The organism is Enterovibrio paralichthyis, assembly GCF_019209835.1.
Taxonomy (GTDB): Bacteria; Pseudomonadota; Gammaproteobacteria; order Enterobacterales; family Vibrionaceae; genus Enterovibrio; species Enterovibrio paralichthyis.
In genome coordinates this window covers 93,621-117,377 of the sequence record NZ_JAHUTS010000012.1, presented here as the reverse complement: position 1 = coordinate 117,377, position 23,757 = coordinate 93,621, and the positions used below count along the sequence as shown (strand labels likewise).

Annotated in this window: 22 protein-coding genes; 6 read left to right on the top strand and 16 right to left on the bottom strand. The window is 50.7% G+C overall.

All coding sequences use genetic code 11. The annotated features are described in order from the left end of the window. Window positions 1-10 precede the first annotated feature (10 nt). The 4 genes from KU854_RS15055 to KU854_RS15040 all read left to right on the top strand — a co-directional run bounded on the left by KU854_RS15055 (window position 11) and on the right by KU854_RS15040 (window position 4,787). Window positions 11-1,708, top strand: coding sequence for a sensor histidine kinase (locus KU854_RS15055; RefSeq protein WP_218359281.1), 1,698 nt, complete (start codon window positions 11-13; stop codon window positions 1,706-1,708). Next, window positions 1,702-2,430, top strand: a complete 729-nt coding sequence (gene btsR / locus KU854_RS15050; protein ID WP_218359280.1) for a two-component system response regulator BtsR — start codon at window positions 1,702-1,704, stop codon at window positions 2,428-2,430. Before KU854_RS15055 ends, btsR begins: the two co-directional genes overlap by 7 nt. A gap of 165 nt (window positions 2,431-2,595) precedes the next feature. Continuing rightward, window positions 2,596-3,897, top strand: coding sequence for an APC family permease (locus KU854_RS15045; RefSeq protein WP_218359279.1), 1,302 nt, complete (start codon window positions 2,596-2,598; stop codon window positions 3,895-3,897). Next, window positions 3,897-4,787 carry a DMT family transporter gene (locus KU854_RS15040; protein WP_255555577.1) on the top strand — a complete coding sequence of 297 codons (891 nt, stop codon included), beginning with the start codon at window positions 3,897-3,899 and terminating at the stop codon, window positions 4,785-4,787. Before KU854_RS15045 ends, KU854_RS15040 begins: the two co-directional genes overlap by 1 nt. On the opposite strand, the gene kch is transcribed toward KU854_RS15040, so the two are convergent. Further along, window positions 4,784-5,986, bottom strand: coding sequence for a voltage-gated potassium channel protein (gene kch / locus KU854_RS15035; RefSeq protein WP_255555576.1), 1,203 nt, complete (start codon window positions 5,984-5,986; stop codon window positions 4,784-4,786). The two genes, KU854_RS15040 and kch, sit on opposite strands and share 4 nt — an antisense overlap. Window positions 5,987-6,240: 254 nt before the next feature. Next, entirely contained in the window at window positions 6,241-6,843 is a 603-nt protein-coding gene (locus KU854_RS15030) for a histidine phosphatase family protein (RefSeq protein ID WP_218359277.1), read from the bottom strand. Between the two features lie 287 nt (window positions 6,844-7,130). On the opposite strand from KU854_RS15030, the gene KU854_RS15025 reads away from it, so the two are divergent. Continuing rightward, window positions 7,131-8,507, top strand: a complete 1,377-nt coding sequence (locus KU854_RS15025; RefSeq protein WP_218359276.1) for an MATE family efflux transporter — start codon at window positions 7,131-7,133, stop codon at window positions 8,505-8,507. Window positions 8,508-8,594: 87 nt separating this feature from the next. Here the strand turns inward: KU854_RS15025 and KU854_RS15020 are convergent, their stop codons facing one another. The 14 genes from KU854_RS15020 to KU854_RS14955 are packed head-to-tail and all read right to left on the bottom strand — an operon-like array spanning window position 8,595 to window position 20,165. Next, window positions 8,595-9,221: an OmpA family protein gene (locus KU854_RS15020; RefSeq protein ID WP_218359275.1), complete on the bottom strand. Its 627-nt coding sequence runs from the start codon at window positions 9,219-9,221 to the stop codon at window positions 8,595-8,597. 4 nt (window positions 9,222-9,225) lie between these two features. Next, entirely contained in the window at window positions 9,226-10,653 is a 1,428-nt protein-coding gene (locus tag KU854_RS15015) for a pilus assembly protein TadG-related protein (RefSeq protein ID WP_218359274.1), read from the bottom strand. 1 nt (window position 10,654) lies between these two features. Further along, a complete protein-coding gene (gene tadF, locus KU854_RS15010) occupies window positions 10,655-11,197 on the bottom strand; it encodes a tight adherence pilus pseudopilin TadF (RefSeq protein WP_255555575.1) in 543 nt (180 codons plus the stop codon). Beyond that, window positions 11,172-11,690 carry a TadE/TadG family type IV pilus assembly protein gene (locus tag KU854_RS15005; protein ID WP_218359272.1) on the bottom strand — a complete coding sequence of 173 codons (519 nt, stop codon included), beginning with the start codon at window positions 11,688-11,690 and terminating at the stop codon, window positions 11,172-11,174. The genes tadF and KU854_RS15005 overlap by 26 nt, the downstream gene beginning before the upstream one ends. Then, window positions 11,680-12,471: a tetratricopeptide repeat protein gene (locus tag KU854_RS15000; RefSeq protein ID WP_218359271.1), complete on the bottom strand. Its 792-nt coding sequence runs from the start codon at window positions 12,469-12,471 to the stop codon at window positions 11,680-11,682. The genes KU854_RS15005 and KU854_RS15000 overlap by 11 nt, the downstream gene beginning before the upstream one ends. Next, window positions 12,464-13,342 carry a type II secretion system F family protein gene (locus KU854_RS14995; protein ID WP_218359270.1) on the bottom strand — a complete coding sequence of 293 codons (879 nt, stop codon included), beginning with the start codon at window positions 13,340-13,342 and terminating at the stop codon, window positions 12,464-12,466. Before KU854_RS14995 ends, KU854_RS15000 begins: the two co-directional genes overlap by 8 nt. Then, window positions 13,342-14,271 carry a type II secretion system F family protein gene (locus tag KU854_RS14990; protein WP_218359269.1) on the bottom strand — a complete coding sequence of 310 codons (930 nt, stop codon included), beginning with the start codon at window positions 14,269-14,271 and terminating at the stop codon, window positions 13,342-13,344. Before KU854_RS14990 ends, KU854_RS14995 begins: the two co-directional genes overlap by 1 nt. Beyond that, the gene (locus KU854_RS14985) at window positions 14,268-15,548 is read right to left on the bottom strand and encodes a CpaF family protein (RefSeq protein WP_218359268.1); all 1,281 of its coding nucleotides are present in this window, start codon (window positions 15,546-15,548) and stop codon (window positions 14,268-14,270) included. The genes KU854_RS14990 and KU854_RS14985 overlap by 4 nt, the downstream gene beginning before the upstream one ends. Next, complete coding sequence (locus KU854_RS14980) at window positions 15,548-16,780, bottom strand: CpaE/TadZ family protein (RefSeq protein ID WP_218359267.1); 1,233 nt, start codon at window positions 16,778-16,780, stop codon at window positions 15,548-15,550. Before KU854_RS14980 ends, KU854_RS14985 begins: the two co-directional genes overlap by 1 nt. A 29-nt stretch (window positions 16,781-16,809) precedes the next feature. Beyond that, the gene (locus KU854_RS14975) at window positions 16,810-17,331 is read right to left on the bottom strand and encodes a hypothetical protein (RefSeq protein ID WP_218359266.1); all 522 of its coding nucleotides are present in this window, start codon (window positions 17,329-17,331) and stop codon (window positions 16,810-16,812) included. Further along, complete coding sequence (locus KU854_RS14970; protein ID WP_218359265.1) at window positions 17,328-18,665, bottom strand: type II and III secretion system protein family protein; 1,338 nt, start codon at window positions 18,663-18,665, stop codon at window positions 17,328-17,330. Before KU854_RS14970 ends, KU854_RS14975 begins: the two co-directional genes overlap by 4 nt. Window positions 18,666-18,683: 18 nt before the next feature. Further along, a complete protein-coding gene (gene cpaB / locus KU854_RS14965) occupies window positions 18,684-19,490 on the bottom strand; it encodes a Flp pilus assembly protein CpaB (RefSeq protein WP_218359264.1) in 807 nt (268 codons plus the stop codon). After that, complete coding sequence (locus tag KU854_RS14960; RefSeq protein WP_218359263.1) at window positions 19,487-19,927, bottom strand: A24 family peptidase; 441 nt, start codon at window positions 19,925-19,927, stop codon at window positions 19,487-19,489. Before KU854_RS14960 ends, cpaB begins: the two co-directional genes overlap by 4 nt. A 28-nt stretch (window positions 19,928-19,955) precedes the next feature. After that, window positions 19,956-20,165, bottom strand: coding sequence for a Flp family type IVb pilin (locus tag KU854_RS14955; RefSeq protein WP_218359262.1), 210 nt, complete (start codon window positions 20,163-20,165; stop codon window positions 19,956-19,958). A gap of 497 nt (window positions 20,166-20,662) precedes the next feature. Here KU854_RS14955 and malT point away from each other — a divergent pair, with 497 nt between their 5' ends. After that, window positions 20,663-23,359, top strand: coding sequence for an HTH-type transcriptional regulator MalT (gene malT, locus KU854_RS14950; RefSeq protein ID WP_218359261.1), 2,697 nt, complete (start codon window positions 20,663-20,665; stop codon window positions 23,357-23,359). The last annotated feature ends 398 nt before the right edge of the window (window positions 23,360-23,757 follow it).

The window sequence follows — 23,757 nt, the reverse complement described above, 5'->3', positions numbered from 1 at the left end:
CGGGCTCACCATGGAACTGGTTATCTCTCTTCTTCAGCAAATGTGCGTGTATCTGGTGTTGGCCTACATGCTAAGCAAAACACCCATTATCCTGCCGTTGCTGAATATCTCCTCACGCTTAAGCCACCGCCTGATTTGCTACGTCCTCTTTTCTGCTTTTTGTATTCTCGGTACCTATTTTGGCCTCCATATTGACGATGCCATAGCCAACACCCGCGCCATTGGTGCAGTGATGGGGGGCCTGTTCGGCGGGCCTGTGGTTGGTTTTTTTGTCGGCCTGACCGGAGGGATTCACCGTTACACCCTTGGCGGTTTTACCGATCTTGCCTGCGCCATTTCGACAACCGCAGAAGGCCTGATAGGCGGGTTACTCCATGTCTATCTGGTAAAACGCAACCGGGTCAGCCAGTTGTTTAATCCGGCTGTCGTTCTGGGTATCACCTTCTTTGCCGAAGTGGTGCAGATGATCATCCTGCTGATATTTGCCAAGCCGTTTGATCAGGCTTATGCCCTGGTTTCCACCATTGCCGCGCCAATGATCATTTCAAACTCCGTGGGCGCTGCGCTGTTTATGAGCATCCTGCAGGACAGAAAGGCAATCTTTGAAAAATACTCAGCCACCTTTTCCCGTCGGGCACTGACCATCGCTGATCGCTGTGTGGGCATCCTGCACAATGGCTTTAATAACGAAACTGCCGACAAAATTGCGCGTATTGTTTACGAAGAAACCCAGGTGGGTGCCGTTTCCATTACCGACCGGGAGAAAATTCTTGCCTACGTCGGCATCGGCGATGACCACCATAAACCGGCGACCAAAATTTCATCGCAAAGTACGCTGGATGCGATAGCCAAGAACAAAATCATTTATCTCGATGGTAAAGAACACCCCTACCAATGCTCGCTGTCCCCAACCTGCAAGCTGGGTTCTGCGCTGATTATCCCGCTGCGCTCAGGCGACGAGGTGGTCGGCACCATCAAACTGTATGAACGTAAGCACAAACTGTTTTCCACCATCAATATGTCGATGGCCGAAGGTATCGCCCAGCTGCTTTCCAGCCAAATCCTGTTCAGCGGTTACCTGCAGCAGAAGTCGCTGCTGACGCAGGTGGAAATCAAGCTGCTCCAGGCGCAGGTTAACCCGCATTTTCTGTTTAATGCCCTCAATACCATCAGTGCGGTGATTCGCCGTGACCCGGACAAAGCCCGCGAGCTTATCCAGAACCTGTCGCAGTTTTTCCGCAGTAATCTCAAGCAAAATGTTCGAACCGTATCGCTTCGCGAGGAGCTTGAGCATGTGAATGCCTACCTCAGCATTGAAAAAGCGCGCTTTACTGACAGGCTCAACGTCGATATCGCCATTGACGAAGCCCTGCTGGAAACACAACTGCCTAGTTTTACCTTGCAGCCGCTGGTTGAAAACGCCATCAAACATGGCATTTCCAATTTGTTGGAAGGCGGCAACGTCCATATTTACAGCACGCCGGTAGCGGGCGGATTTGAAATTACCGTGGAGGATAACGCCGGCTGTTTCTCGCCGCCGCCGGATACCCATCAGGGACTGGGGTTGGAAATCGTGACAAAACGGCTGGAACACCAGTTTGGGCGTGACTCATCGCTGAAAATTGACAGCAAGCAGGACGCTTTTACCCGAATGACGTTTATGATTCCGGCCTCTGAACTAAGTAAAGGTGCAAAAGTAGGATGTTGACAGCACTGGTCATTGACGACGAACAGTTTGCCCGCGAAGAGCTGGCGACCTTGCTGGAGGAAACCGGTGATATCTCCGTGATTGGTGAAGCACCAAACGCCATTCTGGGACTGAAAAAAATCAATGAACTGAAGCCTGATGTGGTGTTTCTGGATATCCAGATGCCCCAGGTGTCCGGCCTTGAACTCCTCTCCATGCTGGATCCTGACAACATTCCGTTTGTGGTGTTTGTCACCGCTTTTGATCACTATGCCATTCAGGCTTTCGAGGAAAATGCGTTCGACTATCTACTGAAACCGGTCGAGCCTGCGCGTCTGAACAAAGCCGTGAAAAAGCTTAAACGGATGGTAGATAAGCACACAGTGCAAAACCTTGCGCCAGTGGCACCGGAAACCCTCTCTCAGATCCCCTGCACCGGACACAACCGCATTGTGCTGCTTCCTATTGAAAGTGTTGAAGGTGTCTACAGCGATCTCAGTGGTGTGCATGTCCATACCGCCGACAAAACCGCCACCACCCAACTCACCCTGAAAACGCTGGAAGAAAAAACACCGCTGTTGCGCTGTCACCGGCAATACCTTGTCAGTATCCACCATATCCGGGAAATAAAATTGCTGGAAAATGGCTTGGCAGAAGTGATCACCACGAGTAATTTCACCCTTCCGATCAGTCGCCGCTACCTCAAAACGCTCAAAGAAATAATCGGGCTTTCCAGTTTTTGATTTCTTGACCATTTTAGCAGGGGCTTCCCGCCTCCCTGCTTTCCTTTGAGTGTCACAGATACGTGGCAACTGCACGTAAAATAATGGGCTATCGTCCAGAGTAATCCATTGGGTTATCCACGCTGCCTGGATCCGATACCACTCTACACTCAACAGGAATAAACGATGTCAAACCCGTCTTCCGAACCTCATCATAAGCACATCAGTATTTGGGGCGTCGCGGCGCTTGGCATCGGTTCTATGGTGGGTGCCGGCGTGTTTGCGCTGCTGGGGCAAATCGCCATCAATGTGGGCGGGGATACCTGGGTTGTATTTGTGATAGCAGGTATTGCGGCGCTTCTCTCCGGCTACTCCTACGCAAGGATGAGCGCAATTTTCCCTTCACGGGGTGGTGTAACCGACTTCTTTGCCATTGGCATTTCATCGGCACGTTTCGAACGCACATTGTCCACCTTATACCTCATTACCCTGGTATTAACGCTGGCTTTGATATCAAAGGCATTCGGGGCTTACCTTGCCCGCGTATTGCACCAGTCATCCAGCCCCTTCTGGGTTAATGCGTATGCGTCAGGCGTCATGATAGCGCTGACGCTGGTCAATATGCTGGGCGCAAAAGTGGTGGGACGGGTTGAAGTGGTGCTGGTGACCATCAAGCTCACCATACTGACCATTTTTATTGTGGTGGGCGCCATTACACTTCGCCCAGCCATGCTTGAAAACCATGCCCACACAGAGACATCCATGATGTTTTCCAGTGTTGGCCTGGCGTTTTTTGCCTATTCCGGCTTTGGCCTGATGGCCAGTGCCGCCGCCGATGTCACCGACCCAGAGCGGGACATGCCCCGCGCCTTTATGCTGGCGATAGGGCTGGTGATGGTGCTCTATATTGTCTTGTCCCTGGTAGTTCTGGGGAATGTGACACCGACCGATCTCGCCAAGTACACAGATACAGCAGTGGCAGAAGCTGCCGAGCCTTTCCTCGGCACCTTTGGCTTTTTCCTGGTGTCTATGGCTGCCCTGGTGGCAACGGCGTCATCCATTGTTGCCAACATATTCTCCATGCTCAATGTGGCTTCACAAATGGGTGACAATGGCGCCCTGCCTTCCCCCTTTCGCAAGAAACTGGTCGGCGGCGGGTCTCCGGGCTTTTTTGCATTGATTGTGCTGGTGATCATACTCACCAACTTCTTTAACCTGTCATCCATTGCCAATGTGGCCAGCGCCACCTTCCTCGGCTGCTATCTTGCGGTTTTCATTGTCTGCTGGCGCAAGCGTAAAGAGTGCCACGCCAACCCCTGGCTGCTGGCAATTGGCTTTATTTTTATGCTGGTCATCTTTGTTTCGTTTATCGGCGAGATGATCATTGCCAAGCTCTGGTTACAGGTCGGGCTGCTCGCAGCGGCGGCAATTCTTAGTTTGATGATTGGCTGGCATGCGCCTCACCACACGGCGAACAAAGAAAAATGATGGGAATAGCAACACGCTTGAATGGATTGAGCGGCGAGTCTAAAGGCCGTGTATTTACGCTGTTGGGTGTGATGATACTGAGCTTCGACAGCCTGCTGGTTCGCCTGATTGACTGCGACGAATGGACGTTGATTTTTTGGCGCGGTTTCCTGCCCGCGACGGTCTTTTTTATCGCCCAGTGGATCATGGATAAAAAAGTGCTGGAAGAACATTTCTTCCACCCCGCCCCCAGCACCCTGTTTACGGCAGTGCTGTTTTCAGCTTCTACTATCTGCTTTGTGTTTTCGCTCGACCATACTCAGGTCACCAGTACCTTGGTGCTAACCAATACTGCCCCGCTTATTACGGCAATACTGGCTTTCATTTTTCTCAAGGAGAAACTCTCAGTCTCTACGATTGTCACCATCATTGTTTCCGTGGGCGGGATATGGCTGGTCTTTGGCTATAAGCCCACAGGCGCTGAGCTCGAAGGTGATTCGCTGGCGCTGGTGACGGCGGTATCGCTTTCGGTTTACCTCATCATGCTGCGTAAAACCAAGGCGCGTTATGGCACAGTTTTCCTGATTTATTCCGGCTATCTGGTGGCGGTAATTGCCTTATTGGCAGGGGCGAAACCCTTCTCGTTGAGCTTTCAGCAGAACATCTACATTTTCCTGCTGTGTTGCATTGTACTGCCTGGATCATTCCTTTTAATCATTGGGCCACGCTACCTGCCTGCGGCTGAAGCCAGCCTTATCCTGCTGCTGGAAGTGCTGTTTGGCCCTTTGCTGGTTTGGCTGTTTATTGGTGAGAAGCCAACAGAATCCGTCGCCATTGGTGCTGGCATCGTGGTATTGGCACTGGCGGGACACACGCTGTGGTCACAGCGGCACCAACACCAACAGAATTAATCTTTTTTCATCAGCCCTTCGCCGGAATGCAGCAACATATCGAGCAGCTGATCATTACTAATAGGCTCGCCGGAAAGCACACTGGCGAGCACGACACTGCCAAAGAGCTGGGGTGCTAAGAGCACATCGGCATTCACGCGTTTCACTTTCTTGATGTTCTTAGCGTCATTCACCGCCGTGACCGCTTTGATGTTCGGAGAGATGGCTTTTACCGACAGCACAATAAATGCGTTGGTCGCATCATCATTGGTGAGCGCCAGCACGGCCTGACAATCCTCGACCCCGGCGTCCGTCAGCACATCACTGTCCGTGCTGTCACCGGAGACAATATCGAGCTTCGCCCCAATGCGTTGTTCAATCTGGGTGAACTTATCTTCGTCTTCCACCGTGATCACCGTGACATCAAAGCCCCGTTTTATCAGTTGCAATACCGTCGCAGAGGCCAGTACCGACGTTCCACAGACGATAAAGTGGTTTTTTCTGTTCATGGGCTTTTTAACTCCTCGCACGAGACGGCTTAACCCCCCGCTGATAATGGGTGCAAATACAGTGGTTAACGATGTGGCAAACACCGTGATACCGGCAACGATGACCGACACGGTAAACAGACGTGCAGCCTCGGTTTGTGGCGTAATATCGCCATAGCCGACCGTGGTCATGGTCACCATGGAAAAGTAAAACGCCGTGGATAAATCCTCAATAACCGGCTTGAAGCCGTCGCCGAAATACATCGCGCCATAGGTCGAATAAAACAGCAACACAGCAAAACTGATAAACGCGGCTATCCCCCCTGCTGTGGCGCTGGAACGGTTGAAATCCTTACTCATTAAAATGAGCAGTATGGCGGCGCCGGACGCCCAGTAGATGTTGATGCCGAGGTGGGAGAAAAAATGCCAGGTGAAAGTGAACACAATCATCAGCAGGATCAGGGTGACGGCCCATGCAATTCTCGCCCGGAACAGAAGCCCGACGGCATTGAGCATCAGGAAAAGCCCGAGCAACAGCCAAGGCCCGTTCGCTGCATCTGACCAGTTGATGTCCTTGAACGTTTTTATCTGGAACAGGGAAAGAAGATTGACGTTATCGCCCCAAACGGAGCGAAAAATCAGGAAACCCGTGATAAACACGACAATTGCAACAAGGAAGTGGCGCAGATATTGCCACATCGAAACCAATTGCTGCCAAGTAAGAGTTTTCAAACCAAACAACGCCCGCTAATAAAATTCCTCAAAGTATAGCCAGCCCACACTCGGGGCTTTGTTTTTTCATCAAGACAGGATGCACATAGGTTTGTGTTTCAACGGGACTTTTCAGACAAATGCGTCGGGGAATAACAGGGGTGAAGTAATTCAGGGATTAATTCGGCAAAGGTGTCGCCATGGGTGGAAAAGGTGTGGCCGTTGTTGGGGGGAAAACAGGGATTGCATGTCACTCAATCCCTGATGTATCAAACTCAGGCAACCGCTTCGGTGGCCATACAGTCAATTCTGGTGATCCCGCCGTTTTGAATCAGGAAAAACGCATCCTGAGGCAGATCCTGCGCCCAAACTTCCTGATAGCTGAGATCCAGCAAGATCCCCCTCAAAACAATCCCCGTCAGGCCATGGCTGATCACCACGATATCCTGCTCTTCCGGCAGTTCAGAGATCCAGGACAGTAGCCGTCCTTTTACTGATTCATACGTTTCACAGCCCGGCGCCTGAATGTACCAGTCCCTTCTTTCCAGCAACGCGGGATTTTCTTCAATGAGGGATGGAATGGTTCGCTGTTCCCACTCGCCCAACGAAAACTCTTTGAGTCTGTCATCCTGCGTCAGCGTGGATTGGTCATAGCCAATCGCGTCACAAATAATCTGTGCGGTTTGAACAGCGCGGCCAAGAGAACTGCAGTAGACGTGATAAGAACGGTCGGTGAGATACTCTCTTAACGTAGTTCCAACAGAGAGTGCCTGAGACTCACCTTTGTTGGTTAAAGGCGAATTGCAGTGTCCCTGCAACTTTTGCTCTGAGTTGAACAGCGTTTCACCGTGTCTGATTACGAATATTTTCCTGGTCATGCTTTGGCCCGTGGTATGTCATAGGCCATCAAAAATATAAGAACCGCCCGGCAATTGCAAAATGCCGAATCTGGGTCATTTGTGACCCAATTGGCGACAAAATCAGCGTATTTTCGCTTTCTGACTCAATCTCAGTCACTTATAACCAAATGAATCAATCGCAAATAATTATATGCTTATTAAGCATTTAGCATTCTAGCGATTTCACTTGCTGGTAAATTTTTATTGCCCGATAATCGCGCAGTTTTCTCACCTTTTCTGCATCCACTTTCTCTTAGGATCTGAGATTGAACACCTACTTTTCTTCCCTGCGCACACATTGTGATGCGCAATTTTTCGGCCGCCTGATTGGTATCGGTTTGCCCATTGCGCTGCAAACCATGCTGTTCTCCAGCCGAAGCCTTGTCGATATTTTGATGCTCGGCCAATTGGGCGAAGCCGACGTCGCCGCTATCGGTGTGGCCGGTAAAGCGCTGTTTGTCGCCACCATCCTGATCTTTGGTGTCACCACCGGCGGTGCTTTGCTGACCGCGCAATACTGGGGCGCAGGAAACCTAGAAGGGTTTCGCCGTAAAACCGCACTTACCGCCATCATGACCGGATCAGTCGCTGTCTGTTTCGCGGCGATTTTTATGGTATTGGCCGAAAGTGTGATGGGGCTGGCGACCAATGATGCCCGCGTCATCGAACTCGGGGCGGAGTATCTGCGCATTACCGGCGCTGCCATGGTGACGATTGCCCTCGGCAGCAGCTTGTCTGTTTCCCTGCGCGCCATGAACAAACCGGGGATCAGCACCTTTTTCAGCTTTATCGGTATCAGCCTCAACATGTTCCTGAACTGGGTACTGATATTTGGTCATCTCGGCTTCCCGGCCATGGGGATTGCCGGTGCAGCATGGGCGACGCTGATCAGCGGTATCGTTGAGGTCAGCCTTCTGTATCTGTTCGTTTATCGCAACCAGATGGCAGCGGCATTTAACTTCCAGCATATCCGCGAAGCGTTCGAGCCTGTTGGTATGAAGCGCTTCCTGTCGCTGTCTCTGCCAACCGCAGCCAATCACCTGATTTGGTCGAGCGGCATCTTTGTCTACCACGCCATTCTTGGACAAGCGGGCGTAGAAGGCTTGGCAGCGCTTTCGGTGATCACACCGATTGAATCTTTCGCACTGGCGCTGCTGATTGGCCTTTCCAATGCCGCCAGTGTGTTGATGGGTAACCAACTCGGCGCCAACCGCTTGGAAGTGGTTTACCCGCAAGCCTGGGGCATTGCGCTGTTCAGTTTCGGCGGTTCAGTGGTTATCGCGGGCATTATGCTGCTGGTGTGCCAGCCGGTATTAGGACTGTTCTCCGCACTGTCACCGAGTACTTTGGCGCTGACTGAAAAATTCTACTGGGTATTTGCGGGCATGCTGATCATCAAATCTGTTCCGATGAGCATGATTGTCGGCGTGCTCCGCGCTGGCGGTGATATCCGATTCTGCCTTTATCAGGACATCGCTGCCCAATGGATGATTGGTATTCCGGTTGTCGCTTTTGCCGCGCTGGTGTTGAAAGTGCCGTTGGAGTGGGTTTACGCCCTGTTTGCGGTGGAAGAAATCGTGAAATGGCTGGGCTCGATCTATCGCGTACGCAGCAAGGTATGGATTAAAAACCTGGTGGCTTAACCTCACAACGGGTACAAAACGAAAACGCGGGCTGAATCTATTTCAGCCCGCGTTTTTTTAGTCTGTTCGACGCGCAGATTACTGGGATTACTTGATATCAACCCGCCGGTTCTGCTCCCGCTGTTGCGCACTTGCGTTGTCATTCAAAGGCTGCTTTTCGCCAAATGACAGGGCATTGAGCTGTTCTCGTTCTACGCCGCTTTGTTCAAGATACGCTTTCACTTGCTCCGAGCGTTTAAGTCCGAGGGCAAAGTTATACTGACTTTCCCCTACCGCATCCGTATGGCCTTCAAGCTCAAACACATGCTTGGTCTGTCGGCCAATAGAAGCAATCCGGTTAAGCACCTCGATTGACTGAGGTGTAAGCTGGCTGCTGTCAAAGTTGAAATAAACACGCGCCAGCAAACGATCCCCGTTCGAGAGGCTTTCGCCGCCATTAACCAGCAGGAATTCCGCACAGGAAGGATCAACTTCGAACAGGTTGGAGAGAATTCCCACGAGCTGAGGATCTGACTCTACCTTTGACGCCATCAGGTTCATCCCACCCGCTTTTGGAATAATGCGAATTGCCTCACCAACCTGCACGGTCACTGATTTATCTACATCCGGTTTGGCGCAGTAGTAATTGAGAAGCTCAGAAGGCGTACTTGCCGCGGCGAAATTTGCAAAGAATCCAGCAGCCACTGCCAATGTCAGTATTTTTTTGTTTTTCATATCGTTACTTCAGGTGACCAATTTCTTCTGAGATAAGGTTTAGGATAATGTCGAGCAGTTCATCGGGGTCAGCCGCGTCATAGACATTCTCTCTGCCTACGCAGTCTGACAGCGCCTTGTTGTCCTGTATCCGGTAGTCAAAGCCAACAAAGGCCATCTGGAAGTTAACCGGACGGTTATCCGCCGTTTTTCTTGCGTTTAACTTTTCACGGATAACATCGCACATGCCTGCCCTCACTAAGCTGGCTGTTGGCACGCCATTCGCAAAAGTTCCTCTTTCCACATTGTCTATCCCATCAGAAAGGATAACCATCAGCTGTCGAGGGTTGGGCGAATCCAAACGTTCAAAGTACTGCGCCGACTTGATAATGCCTTGATACGATCCGGTCCATCCACCGGGACGGAATTCATATAGATCGTCCTTAACGGACTCAAAGCGATCTGTAAAGGGGACGTTGTAAAACCGGTACGACCTGTTTTCTTCGTAACGCATGAAATTACATACCATGTCACGGTCGTTGGCCTTGCTCTGCCACAAGGTCGCAAGCGTGGATCCTGTGTCTACCTTGTTCTGGTCGCCGAAATACCGTAGCTCATCAACAAAACCTAATGGCTTTCTTCTTTCGTCGTACTCTCTGTCACAACTTCTTTGGCATGAGTTCAGCCTTCTGGCACATTTATTTCGACAGCCATTGTTCCAACAGGAAGAGACACACTGATTGTAAGTATCGATACAGTCATCTTCACATTGCTCTAGCTGGTCTTCAAAGCGACAATCGGTGATCCCCTCAGTCGGTGATTTATCGGTGTACTCCGAATACGGGATGATGGACACCCGGTTCGGTGTTAACCCGACGCCCTGATATTTTTCCAGTTCATTCAATACATTGTTTACGATATCCCTGACAGCAATGTATTTGCGCTTCCCTTTCCAATAGTTCTCCATAGAACCGGAGTAATCGACCACAAAAGAGATATCAATGCTGTCACCCTGGTATTTACGCGCAATACCGCTGTGCGCCACTTCATAGTCACCGTCAAAGCCGACCATTCCATCCTGCGCCGGTAACCATGGGCTGTGTTTGGTGACAATCTCGATAGCATATTGGTTGTAGCGGGTTCCGCCTTCGCAATCAGTTTGCTGGCTGGCTTTGCACTCTGTGCGGACAACCTTGATTGATTCGATGCTCTCTTTGTCTTTGATATAAGCGTCAATGTAACGTGTCGCCAGCTGCTTGTTTTCCCAGTCGCTGTCACTGTTCTGCGCTGCCAGTGCCAAGGCAGACACTTCGGCCGCATCCCCCAAACGCGCTTTGTTTTGCATCGCCCTTGAGCCATCAATCGCCAGGGTGAACAGCCCAAACAACGCCGGGATCATCAGGATGAACATTAAAACGGCATGGCCACGTTGCTTGCGAAAACTGCTCTTCATATCAACGCCCCATCATGATTGAAGAAGATTGGACAGTGGTAAACTCTGTATCAAACGAGGCACCTGCCCAATTATCTGTTTCATAGCAAATGGTTACCCGGTATAGCGACGCCCGACGTCCCCAGCTGGTCATCATGGAAAGGTCCTGATGATCTGCCAGTGTGTCGGTCAATTGACAGCCACCACCCTGTTCAATGGTATCGAGCGTTTGTCTGCCATTTGGAAAAGTGAGCGACTCAAACGTTGTGCCCATTTTCGACGCATCATAGTTTGAAACCATACGGCCGAGTGAATGGCTAATAATGCTGTTCAGCTCTCGGGTGCTTTGACTGTCAATTTCCATGAAATCAGGGTCATACAATTGGGTTCGTTCTTTCAGCACGTTCACCATGGAGTAGGAAAGACGGTCCAACTGCCCCTGCATCGACAGCTTAATAACAATGTCACCGGTCAGGATGATAAACGCGGCGAACACGACAGCCAGTAAGGCAAACTCCACCGAAAAGGTTCCCCTTTGCTTAAATGGCAAATGCGTCACGCTCATACTCCTGAATAACGATAACTTCACGGCGAAGCACGCTGGGATCGGCAATTAAATTGCTGAATATTGGGGTGTAATCATACTCAACCGCATACAGTGCCAGCGCGCTGTGCTTGGAGCGGCCACATTCAATCTCCTGGGCGGTATCGTCCTTGCTCCGGCAATCGCCCTGATAGCGTTCAAGATCATCCACGCTATCAAGGTACTGCACGGTAAAACGGAAATTGTCGTTATCCACCAAGCCGCCATAACGCTCGGTTTCCTCCGTCACTACACGCTTGAAAATGCGCATAAAGCTTTGCGGACTCCCTTGCCTGTTGCCGTGGTCAAGGGATGCTACCTTGGCTTCCCTCGCCGCTTCAGCAATGGCTACGTCGGTGACGGCCGAGACATGGGCCAGGTATCCAATCTCAATCCAGGTGATGCACAATAAAAAGAAAGCACCAAAGCCAACGGCAAATTCAACCGACGCGATACCTTTTTGCTTATGCCGCATTTGATTTTTCATTGTCTTGTTCACGCAAACTTTCTAGTGCATCGCCCAATGGCATTTGTTGTGTGCTGCTTTCAATGGCCAGAATAATTTGCTCTGGTTCTTCGATATCAAAGTGTTGCTTGATCATTTCAGCCGCTTGTTCTTTTTGGCCATTTTTAACCAATGCGATGATCAGATTTGAATAAACCGTTGGGTCATTCGGGGATTCAGAATAAAGCAAAGCCAACATATTCACGGCTTTGTCGTAATTGCCCTGCAGGATATAAATCGAAGCCAGATTATTTTTTACTTTCTTGTCGTCATAAAAATAACGACGCGCCTGATTAAAGGCATTTTCTGCTTGATTAAAATCACCCAACTCGACATAAATGGCACCCAGAAGGTTATAAAGTTCGCCCTCTTTTTGCGTCAGATTGATGGCGCGTTCCGTTGTATTCATCGCAAGCTGGTATTCACCCAACATATAGTGCGATTTCGCCTGAATTTTAAGCACATCAGCACTGCGCTCATTGTCTGGTATATCTGAGAGCGCAAACAGCGCGGACTCAGCGTCGCTTTCATTCAGATAAACCTTGGCGAGTTTGATACGGGTGTCGAGGTTCTCGTTTTCCTTGAGCTGGGTCTGGTAAAGGACGATTAACTGCTCAGCATTCCCGCTTTTGACCAGCATGGCCTCGCGGTTATCTTCCGTGGCAAGGTAGCTCTGAGCGTCGTTTTGCACTTGCTGGGCACACGCTGTCAGCAGTAATAAAGACACAGATAGCATTAAGGTTTTATACATTGCCGGTCAGCCTCATAATTCCAGGGGCAACAATTACAAACACAATCGGTAGCATGATGAAGAGAATCAGGGGGACCGACATCTTGGCGGCCAGCTTGCCGATTTTCTCTTCCGCCTGAAGCATATTCACCATGCGGATGTCAGCTGCGAGCGTGGTCAGGATGCCGTAAATGGAAGAGCCGTAACGCAGGCTCTGTTTCAGTGTCATCACAAAGCTTCGCATCTCAGGGCTCGGGATCCTCGAATAGAGTTCATCCAGCGCCCTGTCCAGGCCCACAACGCCTGATCGTTCATTCATTTTTGCCAGCAACTTGGCAAGGTTTTTATCAAAGCTCTTCATCTCTATCGCCAGGTAGCTGATCGCCGCTTCAAGCGTCATACCGGTTTGCACACAAATAGCGAGCAAATCCAACAGGTAAGGTAACTGACTGGAGGTTTTCTGAATCAAGGCTTTTTTACGGTAGCCAAGGTAGCTGTCAGGCAGAACAATACACACCGTCAGCCAAACAAGAATCGCCACCAGCAATTTGCTTGTCTCAATGCCTGAAGATGCACCCATCAAACCAATGACAATGGCACCCAATACAAAAACGGAATACTTGAAATGCATGTAGTAGCTTTTGTATTTAAATGTCTCCAGACCTGCATCCAGGAATTTCTTATTGATCTCTTCTTCGGTAGAAGTGAACTGGGACAGCATCGAGTTAAAGATATCTTCGACTGATGTTTCTACCGATGTAACTGGCTCTTCACTCAAATAATGGTGAAATGTTTTCTTGCGTTTGTAATTGGCATAAACCAGATAGAAACAAAGCGATAAACCAAAGAACAACACAACCAATGCGATAAACAGCGTTAATTGGGCACTCATTATTTCTGTGCCCCTCGCATTAACATCCACACAATGGTCAGCCCAATGGTTTCACTCACAATCAAATAATAAAGAAGCGGCTTACCCGCTGGGTTGAACATGATGAACTCATAATTCTGTGGGCTTAAAAACTTCATACTGAACAGAAAGATAAAGGGTATAACCGCAACAATTTTGGCCGACGTTCGTGCCTCGGATGTCATCGCATATTTCTTTTTCTCAATGGCACGGTTATCAAACATCAGTCGGTTCAGACGGCTGATCACTTCTTTGAGCTGACCGCCGCGCTGCATGTTTGCACGCAGGGTAATAACAAAGAAATGAAACGCCGGATACGGAAAGCGGTCACAGGACTTTCTAAAGACAGAATCAGCGCTCTCCCCCATTTGAAGACGCTCGCCCATACGTTTGAACTCTTTGCCAACGTCGCCTTCCAGAGAGCGGCCAACATACACAATGGCATGCATAATACTCTCGCCCGCACTCACGGCGCTGGCGAGCATATTGAGGGCATCCGGAAACGCCTCTTCAAACTGCTTTTTTTCCCTTTTTTGCAGCCAGAAATAGCCCATTGTCAGCCCTGCAATTTCGACGATTGCAGCAACAGCAACATAACTGCCCCTGACCAGATGGGTGTTGAGCATGGAAGCCAATGCAGCCAGAGCGACAACCAGCGCCAGTAGTTTGAATACCGCGAAGTCACCAATCTGGCGCTGCACACGTTCCACCGTCTGGAACAGCTTCACGTGTACTTTTCGGTCTGAAAGTGTTGCCAGGTCAACCGCTTGCTGTGCTTCATCAATCGACTCAACGTGGTAAACCTTGATGTCTTCTTCGAGGTAGTACTTGCGGTTTGAGTTCTTGGCAGTCGGCCAAAAAGCGATCGCCACAGCCACCCCGCCGAGGAGCAATGCCAGCCAATAGATCATGCCAGCTCTCCGACTTTGAACACCTCACTCAGTTGTTGCTCAAGGCCAAAGAAGCGTGCTTTTTCAGCCAGGACAGAACGGTGCATCAAGCCTGCGGTGACATACTTGCCGTTTACTTTTCCATTTTCCTGAATGGATGACGGCTGGAACCGGAAGATCTCTTCCAGAACTACATTGTCACCTTCAAGGCCAACCACCTCTGCAACACTCATCACCTTACGGCTTCCGTCATGTAAGCGGTTGATCTGAATGATGATATCAACCGCACTCACAATGCTGCGGCGAATCGCCGTCAGGGGTAAGCTGCTGGTCGCCATCATCACCATTGCCTCGACCCTGGCTAATGCATCACGCGGCGTATTGGCGTGCAGCGTTGACATTGAACCATCGTGGCCAGTGTTCATGGCCTGCAGCATTTCAAACGCTTCCGCACCACGACACTCACCGACCACAATGCGATCAGGACGCATACGAAGGGCGTTAATCACAAGGTCTCGCTGGGTAATTTGGCCATTACCTTCAATACCTGCGGTGCGGGTTTCCAGACGCACAACATGCGGCTGAAGCAACCTGAGTTCTGCGGCATCTTCGATGGTCACAATCCGCTCTTTTTCAGAGATAAACTGAGAAAGCGCATTGAGCATGGTGGTTTTGCCTGAGCCCGTACCACCGGAAATCAGGATGTTGAGTCGGCAGCGCGCAGCAATCATCAACACTTTGGCCATTTCCGGGCTCAAAGCGCCAAAATCAACCAGCTGCGAGAAGTTGATAGATTGCTTTTTAAATTTACGGATCGAGATCGACGTACCATCAATCGCGATAGGCGGAATGACGATATTCACCCGGCTGCCATCTTCCAAACGCGCATCACAGGTCGGAGAGGATTCATCCACTCTGCGTCCAACACGGCTGGCAATGCGTTTGGCGATTTGAAGCAGTTGGGCTTCATCAATGAACATGGCATTGGTCTGCTCAACAATACCGTTGCGCTCAATAAATACCTTTTCATGCCCGTTGATCATGATGTCACTGATGGTGTCATCGTCCATCAGTGACTGCAGCGGGCCCAGGCCATGAAGCTCGTCAACCAGACTCTGAACATATTCAGCCCGCATCAGGGCAGACACAGACAGCCCAAACTTCTCCACCAGCATATCGACGGCATTGGCTAACTGCTGGGACAGGGCACTCTTGGAAAGCGTCTTGACGGCATCGGCATCCAGGGCTTCAAAAATCTGCGCCCGGATCTGCGCAAACCCCTTTTTCGTCATATCCATCATTTACCCCTTTTCAGTAAACGTTGGATAAAGGAAGCCCCTTTCTGCTCTTCAAGGCCGAGCAAAAGCTGGGTGATGTTAAAGACGCTACGGCCAAACGGCAGCTGAGCCTGGAACATGTGCGTTCTATCCAGAATCATCTTGCCCATCTTTGGCTCGAACGGGCAGATAACATCGGGCGCATGGCCGAGGTAATCTTTGATATCAGATTCGGTAATGGTCGCGGCATTCTCTGGCATGGTGTAGTTCAGCACGTTAACGACACGGGCATGCGAGTTCTGCGCTTCAATATATTTCTGTGCGCGTTTGGCTTCGCGTAAGCTCGACACCGTCGGCTCAATCACGATCAATATGATGTCTGAGTAGCGGGAGATATATTCCAGATCCGCTTTGGAGTTGGTCGAGCGGGAAAGGTCTTCAAGAATAAAGTTATACTGGCCCGCCAGCTTATCCGCCAATGAACGGATGTATTCCTTCATCTCCAATTCATTCAGCTCATCCGATTCCAGTGACAACAGCGCTGCCATGTTGGACAGCTTCTTCACCATGCTCGCGGCATACGTCGCATCAGCACTCGCCGTGATTGAGCTTCGGGTGACGGTTTTCTTCTGGTGTTTTTGCAAAAACAGGCAAATATCCATGTTTCCACCACGAAAATCGTGGTCAATGATCAGGCATGAACTGTTGCGCTTGCTGGAAAGCTTTAGCGCGATCTCCGAGGTCATGATGGTAGCGCCAACGCCACCCTTCGAGCCCCAAATCGCGACCCTTTTCGCTTCGCGATCTTTACCCAAGCCGCTTTTGTGCTTGCGGTTGTTGTCTACGTTACGGACGAAGTCAATCAGCTCTTGTTTTGGAATTGGCCAGAAGACGTAATAAAAGCCCATCGCTTTCAGGTTTCGGATGGTTGAGATCGAATCTTCACTACCGATAACAATCACAGAGGCATCGTTTGGCAGCAGATGGCTGATACGCTCCATGTGTTTGGACACATTGGCGCTTCGGTTCGCTTCTACAATCACCACTTCAATGTGGGAGTCACGCACGTGCTGGCGAATATTCGCATCGGTGTTTTCCAGCATTGAAGGCGCAACAAGGCCTTCAAAACGGAACGCCTCTTCGACCAAATCCACACACTCTTGTGTTTGGTGGAACAGAACCGTCGTGATCAGCTCTTCTGCCACGGCTTTTTCTTCGGTCCGGCTCTTTAAGATATCAACAAGATCAAACATTTAAATACCTGATAGTTCGAGAGGATGCGTTACTTGTAGAACTTGCCTGGAAGCATTTTTTCTGGGTTGACCATTGACTGCCAACGCGCTGAATCTGTGAAGCAGCTGGATTCATTCCAGCCAAATTTGCCCACTTGCTGGTAGCTGCAAACCGGCGCAACCACTTTGTATTCAGTCAGCACAAAACGAATGCTTTCGCTTTCGGCTAATGACGTTTGCTGTACATCAAACGTGTCAGGACGGAGTCCAAATTGCGCCGCATACTGTTTTGCATGGGCGAACAGTTTCTTGCCTTGAGACCCGCTCCATGCCACCGAAACGCCTTTGGCTTCAATCGAGGCGAAATTTTGCTGAATGAACTGCTCGATTTCTTTTTCAGCCCCTTCAAGGCTGCGACCCGGTACGGAAAGCGTCAGGGTTTGCGTCACTGGCACCAAGGTAATGTCCGCACCCTGACGTTCAACAACCCGTTCAGAGCAACCGGCCAATACGCCAAGCATCAGCAATGTGGTGAGATGTTTAACGGCCAGTCTGGAAGAAATGCCAATCACAGTTTGAATCCTCCGGTTGCCATGATTTCCTCAACCCATTTTTCGGTTGCGGTTTCGTAGCCTTTTTCAATGTGGAAGAAGCGCTCCATCGTGGCGGTTTTCTTCATTGTCGGCAGTTGAATTGACGTCGGCTCTACCGGCTGAACAAGGTTCACCGTTGCGACGATAATAAGTTCGGTTTTCGAGCGGACTGTTTCTGTGTTTCTGAACAGTGCCCCCAGAAGCGGGATGTCGCCGACAAGCGGGATCTTGCTCAGTGACTCTTTGTCTTCGGTACTCATCAAGCCACCCAGCACAAAGCTTTTGCCATCGCCCAACTGGACTGTCGTTCTTGCACGGCGCGTTTTTAATGCAGGCAGGTCGTAAGCGCTGTTGGTGTATTGGGCATCCAGCGAGCTGACTTCAGGCATGAGTGACAGCATGATTTGGTCGTCTCTCAGCACCTTCGCCATGACATCGAGCCGGATACCAAACTCTTTGTAATCCACATTGGTGGCGCCATCGATAACACTCACCACAGGCAATTCACCACCCACCAGAAAGCTGGCAGTTTCACCTGAAATAACGGAAAGATTTGGTTCAGCCAGCACCTGGCCGACCGTGTCATTCCCCATCGCCGTGATCACAGACACAATGTCTGAGACGCTGAAATTGGTCAGTTGGTCGACAAACACCCCGGTGCCTTGACCTGAGCTGCCAAATTTGATGCCGAACTCTTCAAGGAATGAGTGAGATACTTCCGCAACGGTGAGCTTAACGTTGACCTGTTTCGCCACGACGACTTCAATGTTGTTCACGATGCCGTCATAGTGAAAACGCTTCATAAACTCCAGTTCGTACTCTTCTTCACCGCCCGTCCAGTTCACCTTGAACTCTTGCTTTTCTTTTTCCAGCAAGGTGCCGACCAGTTGATTGATCTGATCTTTTTCTTTTTCGGTTGCGACAAAACCCGACAGGACGACCTTGTCACCGATATTGGTGACGGACACCTGGGCTTGCGGGTAAAGAAGCTGGATTTGCTGCGAGATGACGTCGAATGATTTGTTTACCCAGATTTTGCGGGTTGCGAGTGTGTCACCACCGCTGCCGTAAACAGCGAACGAAACATTACCGACGCTCTTGCCGAAAATAACGACTTTGCGCTTGTCGATAACCTGGTAGTCGGCAATGTTTGGATCAGAGATAAAGACGGATTCGATATCCTCGTTCACTGTAACCGTGGTCATCCCGCCTTGATCGAGATTGGTAATACGCTGCGCGTGCGCCGCGGTTGCGACACATAGACTGATCAACAGCAGCCACAGACGCGGAGCGATGAAAGAAAAGCGTTTCATGGAAAGGCACACCCGTGATTAATTAATCGTTACTGACTCTGCGCGGTATTCGACAACCGATTTAAAGTTGCTCAACACGTCTCCGGCATCGGCGTGTAAGTCAGCCTTTTGGTATTCACCAATCGATTTGTGTACTTCAATTTCTGAGATTCGTTTTGCAACGGTAAGTGTTGCGACTTGCTTGCGGGTGAGTTCCAGGATGAGGTTCACTTCCGTGGTACCCGTTTCATTGCGGGAACCGGGAATAAGCTGTTTATCCACTTTGAGGACTTTTACGCCAGTGAGTACGGGCGTAACGTACATATTGCGCTTACTTTCGGTAGACGCTTCGGAAGCATCCATCGAGAAAGCACTTGGCAGGGAAAGCGCCAGGATATCGACTTTAGAGCCATTCGTGATCACGCCGCCAACCACAGATTCAGGCGACACCTGAATCGCGTAGGGCACGCGCTCTTTGGCAATGATCAGGTCGATATATTGCTCATCTTCGGGGTTGACCATCACATCAGCAAACGCGACAGCGCCCGCTTCCAGTGAGGATTCGTACACGGCACCTTGCTCATAGTCCAGGGCCATATCCTGATTCACACCCAATTCGTTTGCCTGTGACTTTGGCATATTGGTGACTTTGAAGTGGGAACGCTTGACCTCCTGGCCGCGCGTTACCGGCTGATTGAGTTGCCAGACCGTCAACGTGCTCTCTTGGGCAGGCTGACCAGCTACAGCAGATTGTGTTTCGGCGTTTTTCGCCAGATTTCCGGCAAGGCCATACAGGCCAAACAAAATCGCCCCAACAGCAAGGCTCAAAATCACAACTTTTTTCATGGTGTCCCTATGGCAGCAAGGATACTCAAACTACAACCCAGGCTTATCGCAATCCCATACGGGATGCCTCTGGCAGGCTTTTTAAACAACCTTGTTCGGATGACATAAAACAGGCTGATCAAACCACCCAGCAGCGCGATGATGAGGACAGTAGTGGATAGAAAGTTAGAGGGAATCGCCAAAGAATAGGCAGCAAGAAGTTTGCTATCTCCGCCTCCCAGAATGCGGTAGTGGCTCAACAGCACACCGATTGCCATCACAGCGAAGGGGTGAAACATATTGCTCCACTGGTCGTTAGCAACCATCAGGCCGCCACACAACAGCGCAGTAACAATACAAAGGGAGTTGGGTATTCTTCGGTATTTACAATCACTCACCGCAGTGAGGAATAAGAGAATGGCCAACAGTGACATCAGCCATTCAATTGGGCTCGGCATTAAAGATCCTTAGATCCTTGTTAACCGCTTAAGACGTAGGTCTTAGCTGAGTTGCGATCTTGTCAAATGCGGCCTTCAATGCGCCAACAATACCGGTATCACCAGAGCCAAAAGCAACAGCAACAACACCTGCGATTGCTGCAGCGATCAGGCCGTATTCGATAGCCGTTACACCAGCTTCATTTTTTTTGTAGCTTTGAGCGGCTACGGATGCTTTTACAAATAGTTTTGTCAACATTCTTTATTATCCTTGGCTGAAAAATTGGGATTTAAGTGATTTAGCTCCCAAATTGGCGCGCAAAATATCACGCAGATTTCACACCATCAAGATAAATGTCTCACTTTATGACGAATTCTCACTTTAGACTCAGACATGAAAAAGATGATGACCCCAAGTGGGGACTGGCATTGGCTGACACCCCCTTTATCGATGACTTTTCTCTCCTGTATCCACATTAAGGGCTGAAACTGTTTCAGCCCGCGTTTGTTTGTATCAACGCTGTTACAATACACTGCATCCTAACGGCCTATTTTTTGGACTCTGTCGGAAAAATAGACGTCGAGTTCTACATTTGACGCATTTTGCTGATCCAGATCCCAGTTCAAATCCCCATCATGTGTGGCACCTTTCCAACTATCAGATAATGCTCGCAAATCTAGTTTGTATTTTCTCTGGATGGCCCATTTGCCCCGCAACACCGCACCATCCAGACCGTATCAGGATGTACTTTTCATATGTGGATACCGTCCAAGCTGACCACACCAGCCCCACTGCACAAGTCAATCCAACGCGCACGACTACTTACCGAACTTGAACAGGGACACCACTACCGTTTGGTGCTGTTCCAATCGCCAGCCGGTTTCGGCAAAACCACCATGGCCGCCCAGTGGCTGTCCGGCTGCGACAATGTGGGTTGGTTCAGTATTGATGAATCGGACAACGACCCGTTTTCCTTCGCCAACTACTTTATCGGTGCGCTTAATAAAGCCACCAACGACAGCTGCCCGAAAACTGCAGCCATGGTGCAGCGCAGCCAGTTTGGTAACCTGAAAAGCCTCTTTACCCACCTGTTTGCAGAAATTGCCCCTTGGCAGGAAAAAGCTTACCTGGTGCTGGATGACTATCACCTGATTGACGATGCTGACATTCACAGCGCGGTCAGCCATTTCATCAAGCACATGCCGCAAAACCTGACGCTAGTGATCACCTCCCGCACCCAGCCACCTCTGGGCATTGCGAACCTGCGTGTCCGTTGCCAGTTGCTGGAAGTAGATAACACAGCGTTGGCGTTTGATGACGAGGAAACCCACCGTTTCCTGAGCCAGTTCAATACCAAGCTTGCCGATGAAGAAATCAACCGAGCATTCCGGGCGCAGGTGGAAGGCTGGCCTTCAGCGCTGCAGCTTATCGCATTGAATGCGCAGCAATCCCGGGCGATCCCGACGCTGTCAGATTCCATCACCCTTACCCACCTTTGGGATTATCTGGCCGAAGAAGTGTTCGACCTGCTTGATGAGGAAAGCCGCGAGTTTTTGATGCAGTGCTCGGTACTGGATCGCTTCAACCCTGAAATTGTCAGTATGGTAACCGGCAGGGATGATGCCCTTGCCCGCCTGACCAACTTCAACCGCCACGGCCTGTTTATCAACGCTGTGGATGCCGACGAGCAGTGGTACCGCTTTCACAACCTGTTTGGTGAATTTCTCAGCCACCAGCGCCAACGCCTGATCCCAGGCATGGAGGATGCGCTGCGTGAACGCGCCGTCAATGCATGGCTGACCACCAACAACCCGAAGCAGGCGCTCGCCTGTGCCATGGAAGCCAAAGACACAGCCCTTCGCGTAAAAGTGCTGCTTAACCACGGCTGGTATCTGTTTAACCATGGCAATATCCGCCTGTTGAGTGCAGCGCTGAAAACCCTGAGTGATGACGAGCTATACAGCCAGCCTCCACTGGTTCTGCTGCGGGCTTGGCTGGCTCAGGCACAGCACCGATACAATGAAGTGGGCGAATTGCTGGAACAGGGTATGCAGGAAATGGCTGCCCGTAATATCACCCTGAAAAGCACTGAACAGGGTGAATTTGATGCCCTTCTGGCGCAGGTGGCTATCAACCAGAACCATGCAGAGCGGGCACTGGAACTCAGTGAGCGAGCCTTCGAGCAACTGCCGTCGAACACCTTCCATTCACGCATTGTTGCGACCTCCGTGGTCGGTGAAGTGCACCATTGCCTCGGCCAGTTGAGCCGCGCCCTGCCCCTGATGCAACAGACCGAGAAGCTGGCGCGCCAGCACGAGGTTTATCATCAGGCGCTGTGGGCAATGCTGCAGCAGTGTGAGATTGATGCCGCCCGTGGCGCACCGCATTCCGGCCTGGAAATTCTCGATAAAGCCGAAACCCTGGTGAAGCAGTACCACCTTGAGCAAGTGCCAATGCACGAGTTCATGCTGCGTCTGCGCGCACAGGTGCTGTGGGGGCTGAACCGTCTGGATGAAGCCGAAGCGCTGGCTAACCAGAGTCTGGATGTGATGTCCTACTACGACACCACCCGCTCCCTGCCTGCCTACACCACGTTGGCGAAAGTCTTTCTTGCGCGTGGTGAATTGGACAAAGCGGAACGTCATCTGGATCAGTGTGAAAAGCTGCTGGAGCAGGAAGAGTGTCACCTCGACTGGCGTGCCAATGTTTACATGGCGCAACTGGTGTTATGGCAAATGCGCGAAGAGCAGGAGCGCGCAGCCCTTTGGCTGAAAACCGCCGAAACCCCCGCAACGGCGACCAACCACTTCCTGCAGTTGCAGCACCGTAACCTGGCGCGCGCCCATTTTATCTGCGGCAATTACGACGAAGCACAGGCCATACTGACCCACATTTTGCAGGTCAGCCGTGAGTTGGAACTGATTGCCGATATGCAGCGCAACCTCACCCTGCTGAGCGCAGTGCTGGAAAAATCTGGCCAGCAGGAAGATGCGGAAGTGATCCTGACAGAAGCAATTAACCTGTCCACCTCAACGGGAATGACGGTCTGCTTCTACCTTGACCGCGTCTACCTGCAACCTGTGCTTAACCGTTTGTCGCGCCAAAGCAACGTCGACCAGTTGGTTCGCCACCAGATCCGCACGCTGCTCGAATCCATGCACCAAAACAACCTTTCCCGTGCGGTGCATTTTGACGAAACCCTGGTAGAAAAACTGCTGGCAAGCGACAGTCTGCCGGAAGCGGTGCGCACCAGTCCGCTGACATTAAGGGAGTGGCAGGTGCTGGGGCTGATCTATTCCGGTTTCAGCAACGATCAGATCTCCTCAGAGCTGGATGTGGCGCCGACCACCATCAAAACCCATATCCGTAACCTCTACCAGAAGATGCAAATCGCCAACCGTGAACAGGCCATTGCGATTGCAGATCGCCTGATCAAAGCGATTCACTTCTAAACGCAGCAGAAAATCCCCACAGGCGTAGCCAAAAGGCGTGGTTGAAACTCACCACGCCTCCTCCAATGCCTCCACCCCCTCTACGCCTGCCCGGCGTCCATCTTCCGTCACTCAAGCAAATTTCCGACTACCAGCACCAATCTCTTTAGCCCGACAAAACTTTTTTCCGCGCTACGCCCCCCTAAATCCGTAATAGATCCCACTTTTTCAGGCCGCTTCCCCGTCTTTTGTGAGCCGAATAACAACAATTCGCTACGCCCCAATTTCTCATCCCTAAGTTTGTTTTTCGGGGAGGATGAAGCGCCCTATCCGCCATAGCAAACTGGTATCAGTGAATTAGACACCCAAAACCAAATTAGAACTTTCAACACTGCTCCCCTTAAATGACGAGAAGAGGC

What these genes read in the sequence shown, in the direction of transcription:
- KU854_RS14970 (WP_218359265.1), bottom strand. Translation starts at nt 18,665, where the DNA reads ATGAAACGCTTTTCTTTCATCGCTCCGCGTCTGTGGCTGCTGTTGATC.
- KU854_RS14985 (WP_218359268.1), bottom strand. Translation starts at nt 15,548, where the DNA reads ATGGATATGACGAAAAAGGGGTTTGCGCAGATCCGGGCGCAGATTTTT.
- KU854_RS15015 (WP_218359274.1), bottom strand. Translation starts at nt 10,653, where the DNA reads ATGAAGAGCAGTTTTCGCAAGCAACGTGGCCATGCCGTTTTAATGTTC.
- KU854_RS15005 (WP_218359272.1), bottom strand. Translation starts at nt 11,690, where the DNA reads ATGCGGCATAAGCAAAAAGGTATCGCGTCGGTTGAATTTGCCGTTGGC.
- KU854_RS15055 (WP_218359281.1), top strand. Translation starts at nt 11, where the DNA reads ATGGAACTGGTTATCTCTCTTCTTCAGCAAATGTGCGTGTATCTGGTG.
- KU854_RS14960 (WP_218359263.1), bottom strand. Translation starts at nt 19,927, where the DNA reads ATGCCGAGCCCAATTGAATGGCTGATGTCACTGTTGGCCATTCTCTTA.
- btsR (WP_218359280.1), top strand. Translation starts at nt 1,702, where the DNA reads ATGTTGACAGCACTGGTCATTGACGACGAACAGTTTGCCCGCGAAGAG.
- KU854_RS14955 (WP_218359262.1), bottom strand. Translation starts at nt 20,165, where the DNA reads ATGTTGACAAAACTATTTGTAAAAGCATCCGTAGCCGCTCAAAGCTAC.
- KU854_RS15020 (WP_218359275.1), bottom strand. Translation starts at nt 9,221, where the DNA reads ATGAAAAACAAAAAAATACTGACATTGGCAGTGGCTGCTGGATTCTTT.
- malT (WP_218359261.1), top strand. Translation starts at nt 20,663, where the DNA reads ATGTGGATACCGTCCAAGCTGACCACACCAGCCCCACTGCACAAGTCA.
- cpaB (WP_218359264.1), bottom strand. Translation starts at nt 19,490, where the DNA reads ATGAAAAAAGTTGTGATTTTGAGCCTTGCTGTTGGGGCGATTTTGTTT.
- KU854_RS15030 (WP_218359277.1), bottom strand. Translation starts at nt 6,843, where the DNA reads ATGACCAGGAAAATATTCGTAATCAGACACGGTGAAACGCTGTTCAAC.
- KU854_RS15000 (WP_218359271.1), bottom strand. Translation starts at nt 12,471, where the DNA reads ATGTATAAAACCTTAATGCTATCTGTGTCTTTATTACTGCTGACAGCG.
- KU854_RS15045 (WP_218359279.1), top strand. Translation starts at nt 2,596, where the DNA reads ATGTCAAACCCGTCTTCCGAACCTCATCATAAGCACATCAGTATTTGG.
- tadF (WP_255555575.1), bottom strand. Translation starts at nt 11,197, where the DNA reads ATGAGCGTGACGCATTTGCCATTTAAGCAAAGGGGAACCTTTTCGGTG.
- KU854_RS14995 (WP_218359270.1), bottom strand. Translation starts at nt 13,342, where the DNA reads ATGAGTGCCCAATTAACGCTGTTTATCGCATTGGTTGTGTTGTTCTTT.
- KU854_RS14980 (WP_218359267.1), bottom strand. Translation starts at nt 16,780, where the DNA reads ATGTTTGATCTTGTTGATATCTTAAAGAGCCGGACCGAAGAAAAAGCC.
- KU854_RS15040 (WP_255555577.1), top strand. Translation starts at nt 3,897, where the DNA reads ATGGGAATAGCAACACGCTTGAATGGATTGAGCGGCGAGTCTAAAGGC.
- KU854_RS14990 (WP_218359269.1), bottom strand. Translation starts at nt 14,271, where the DNA reads ATGATCTATTGGCTGGCATTGCTCCTCGGCGGGGTGGCTGTGGCGATC.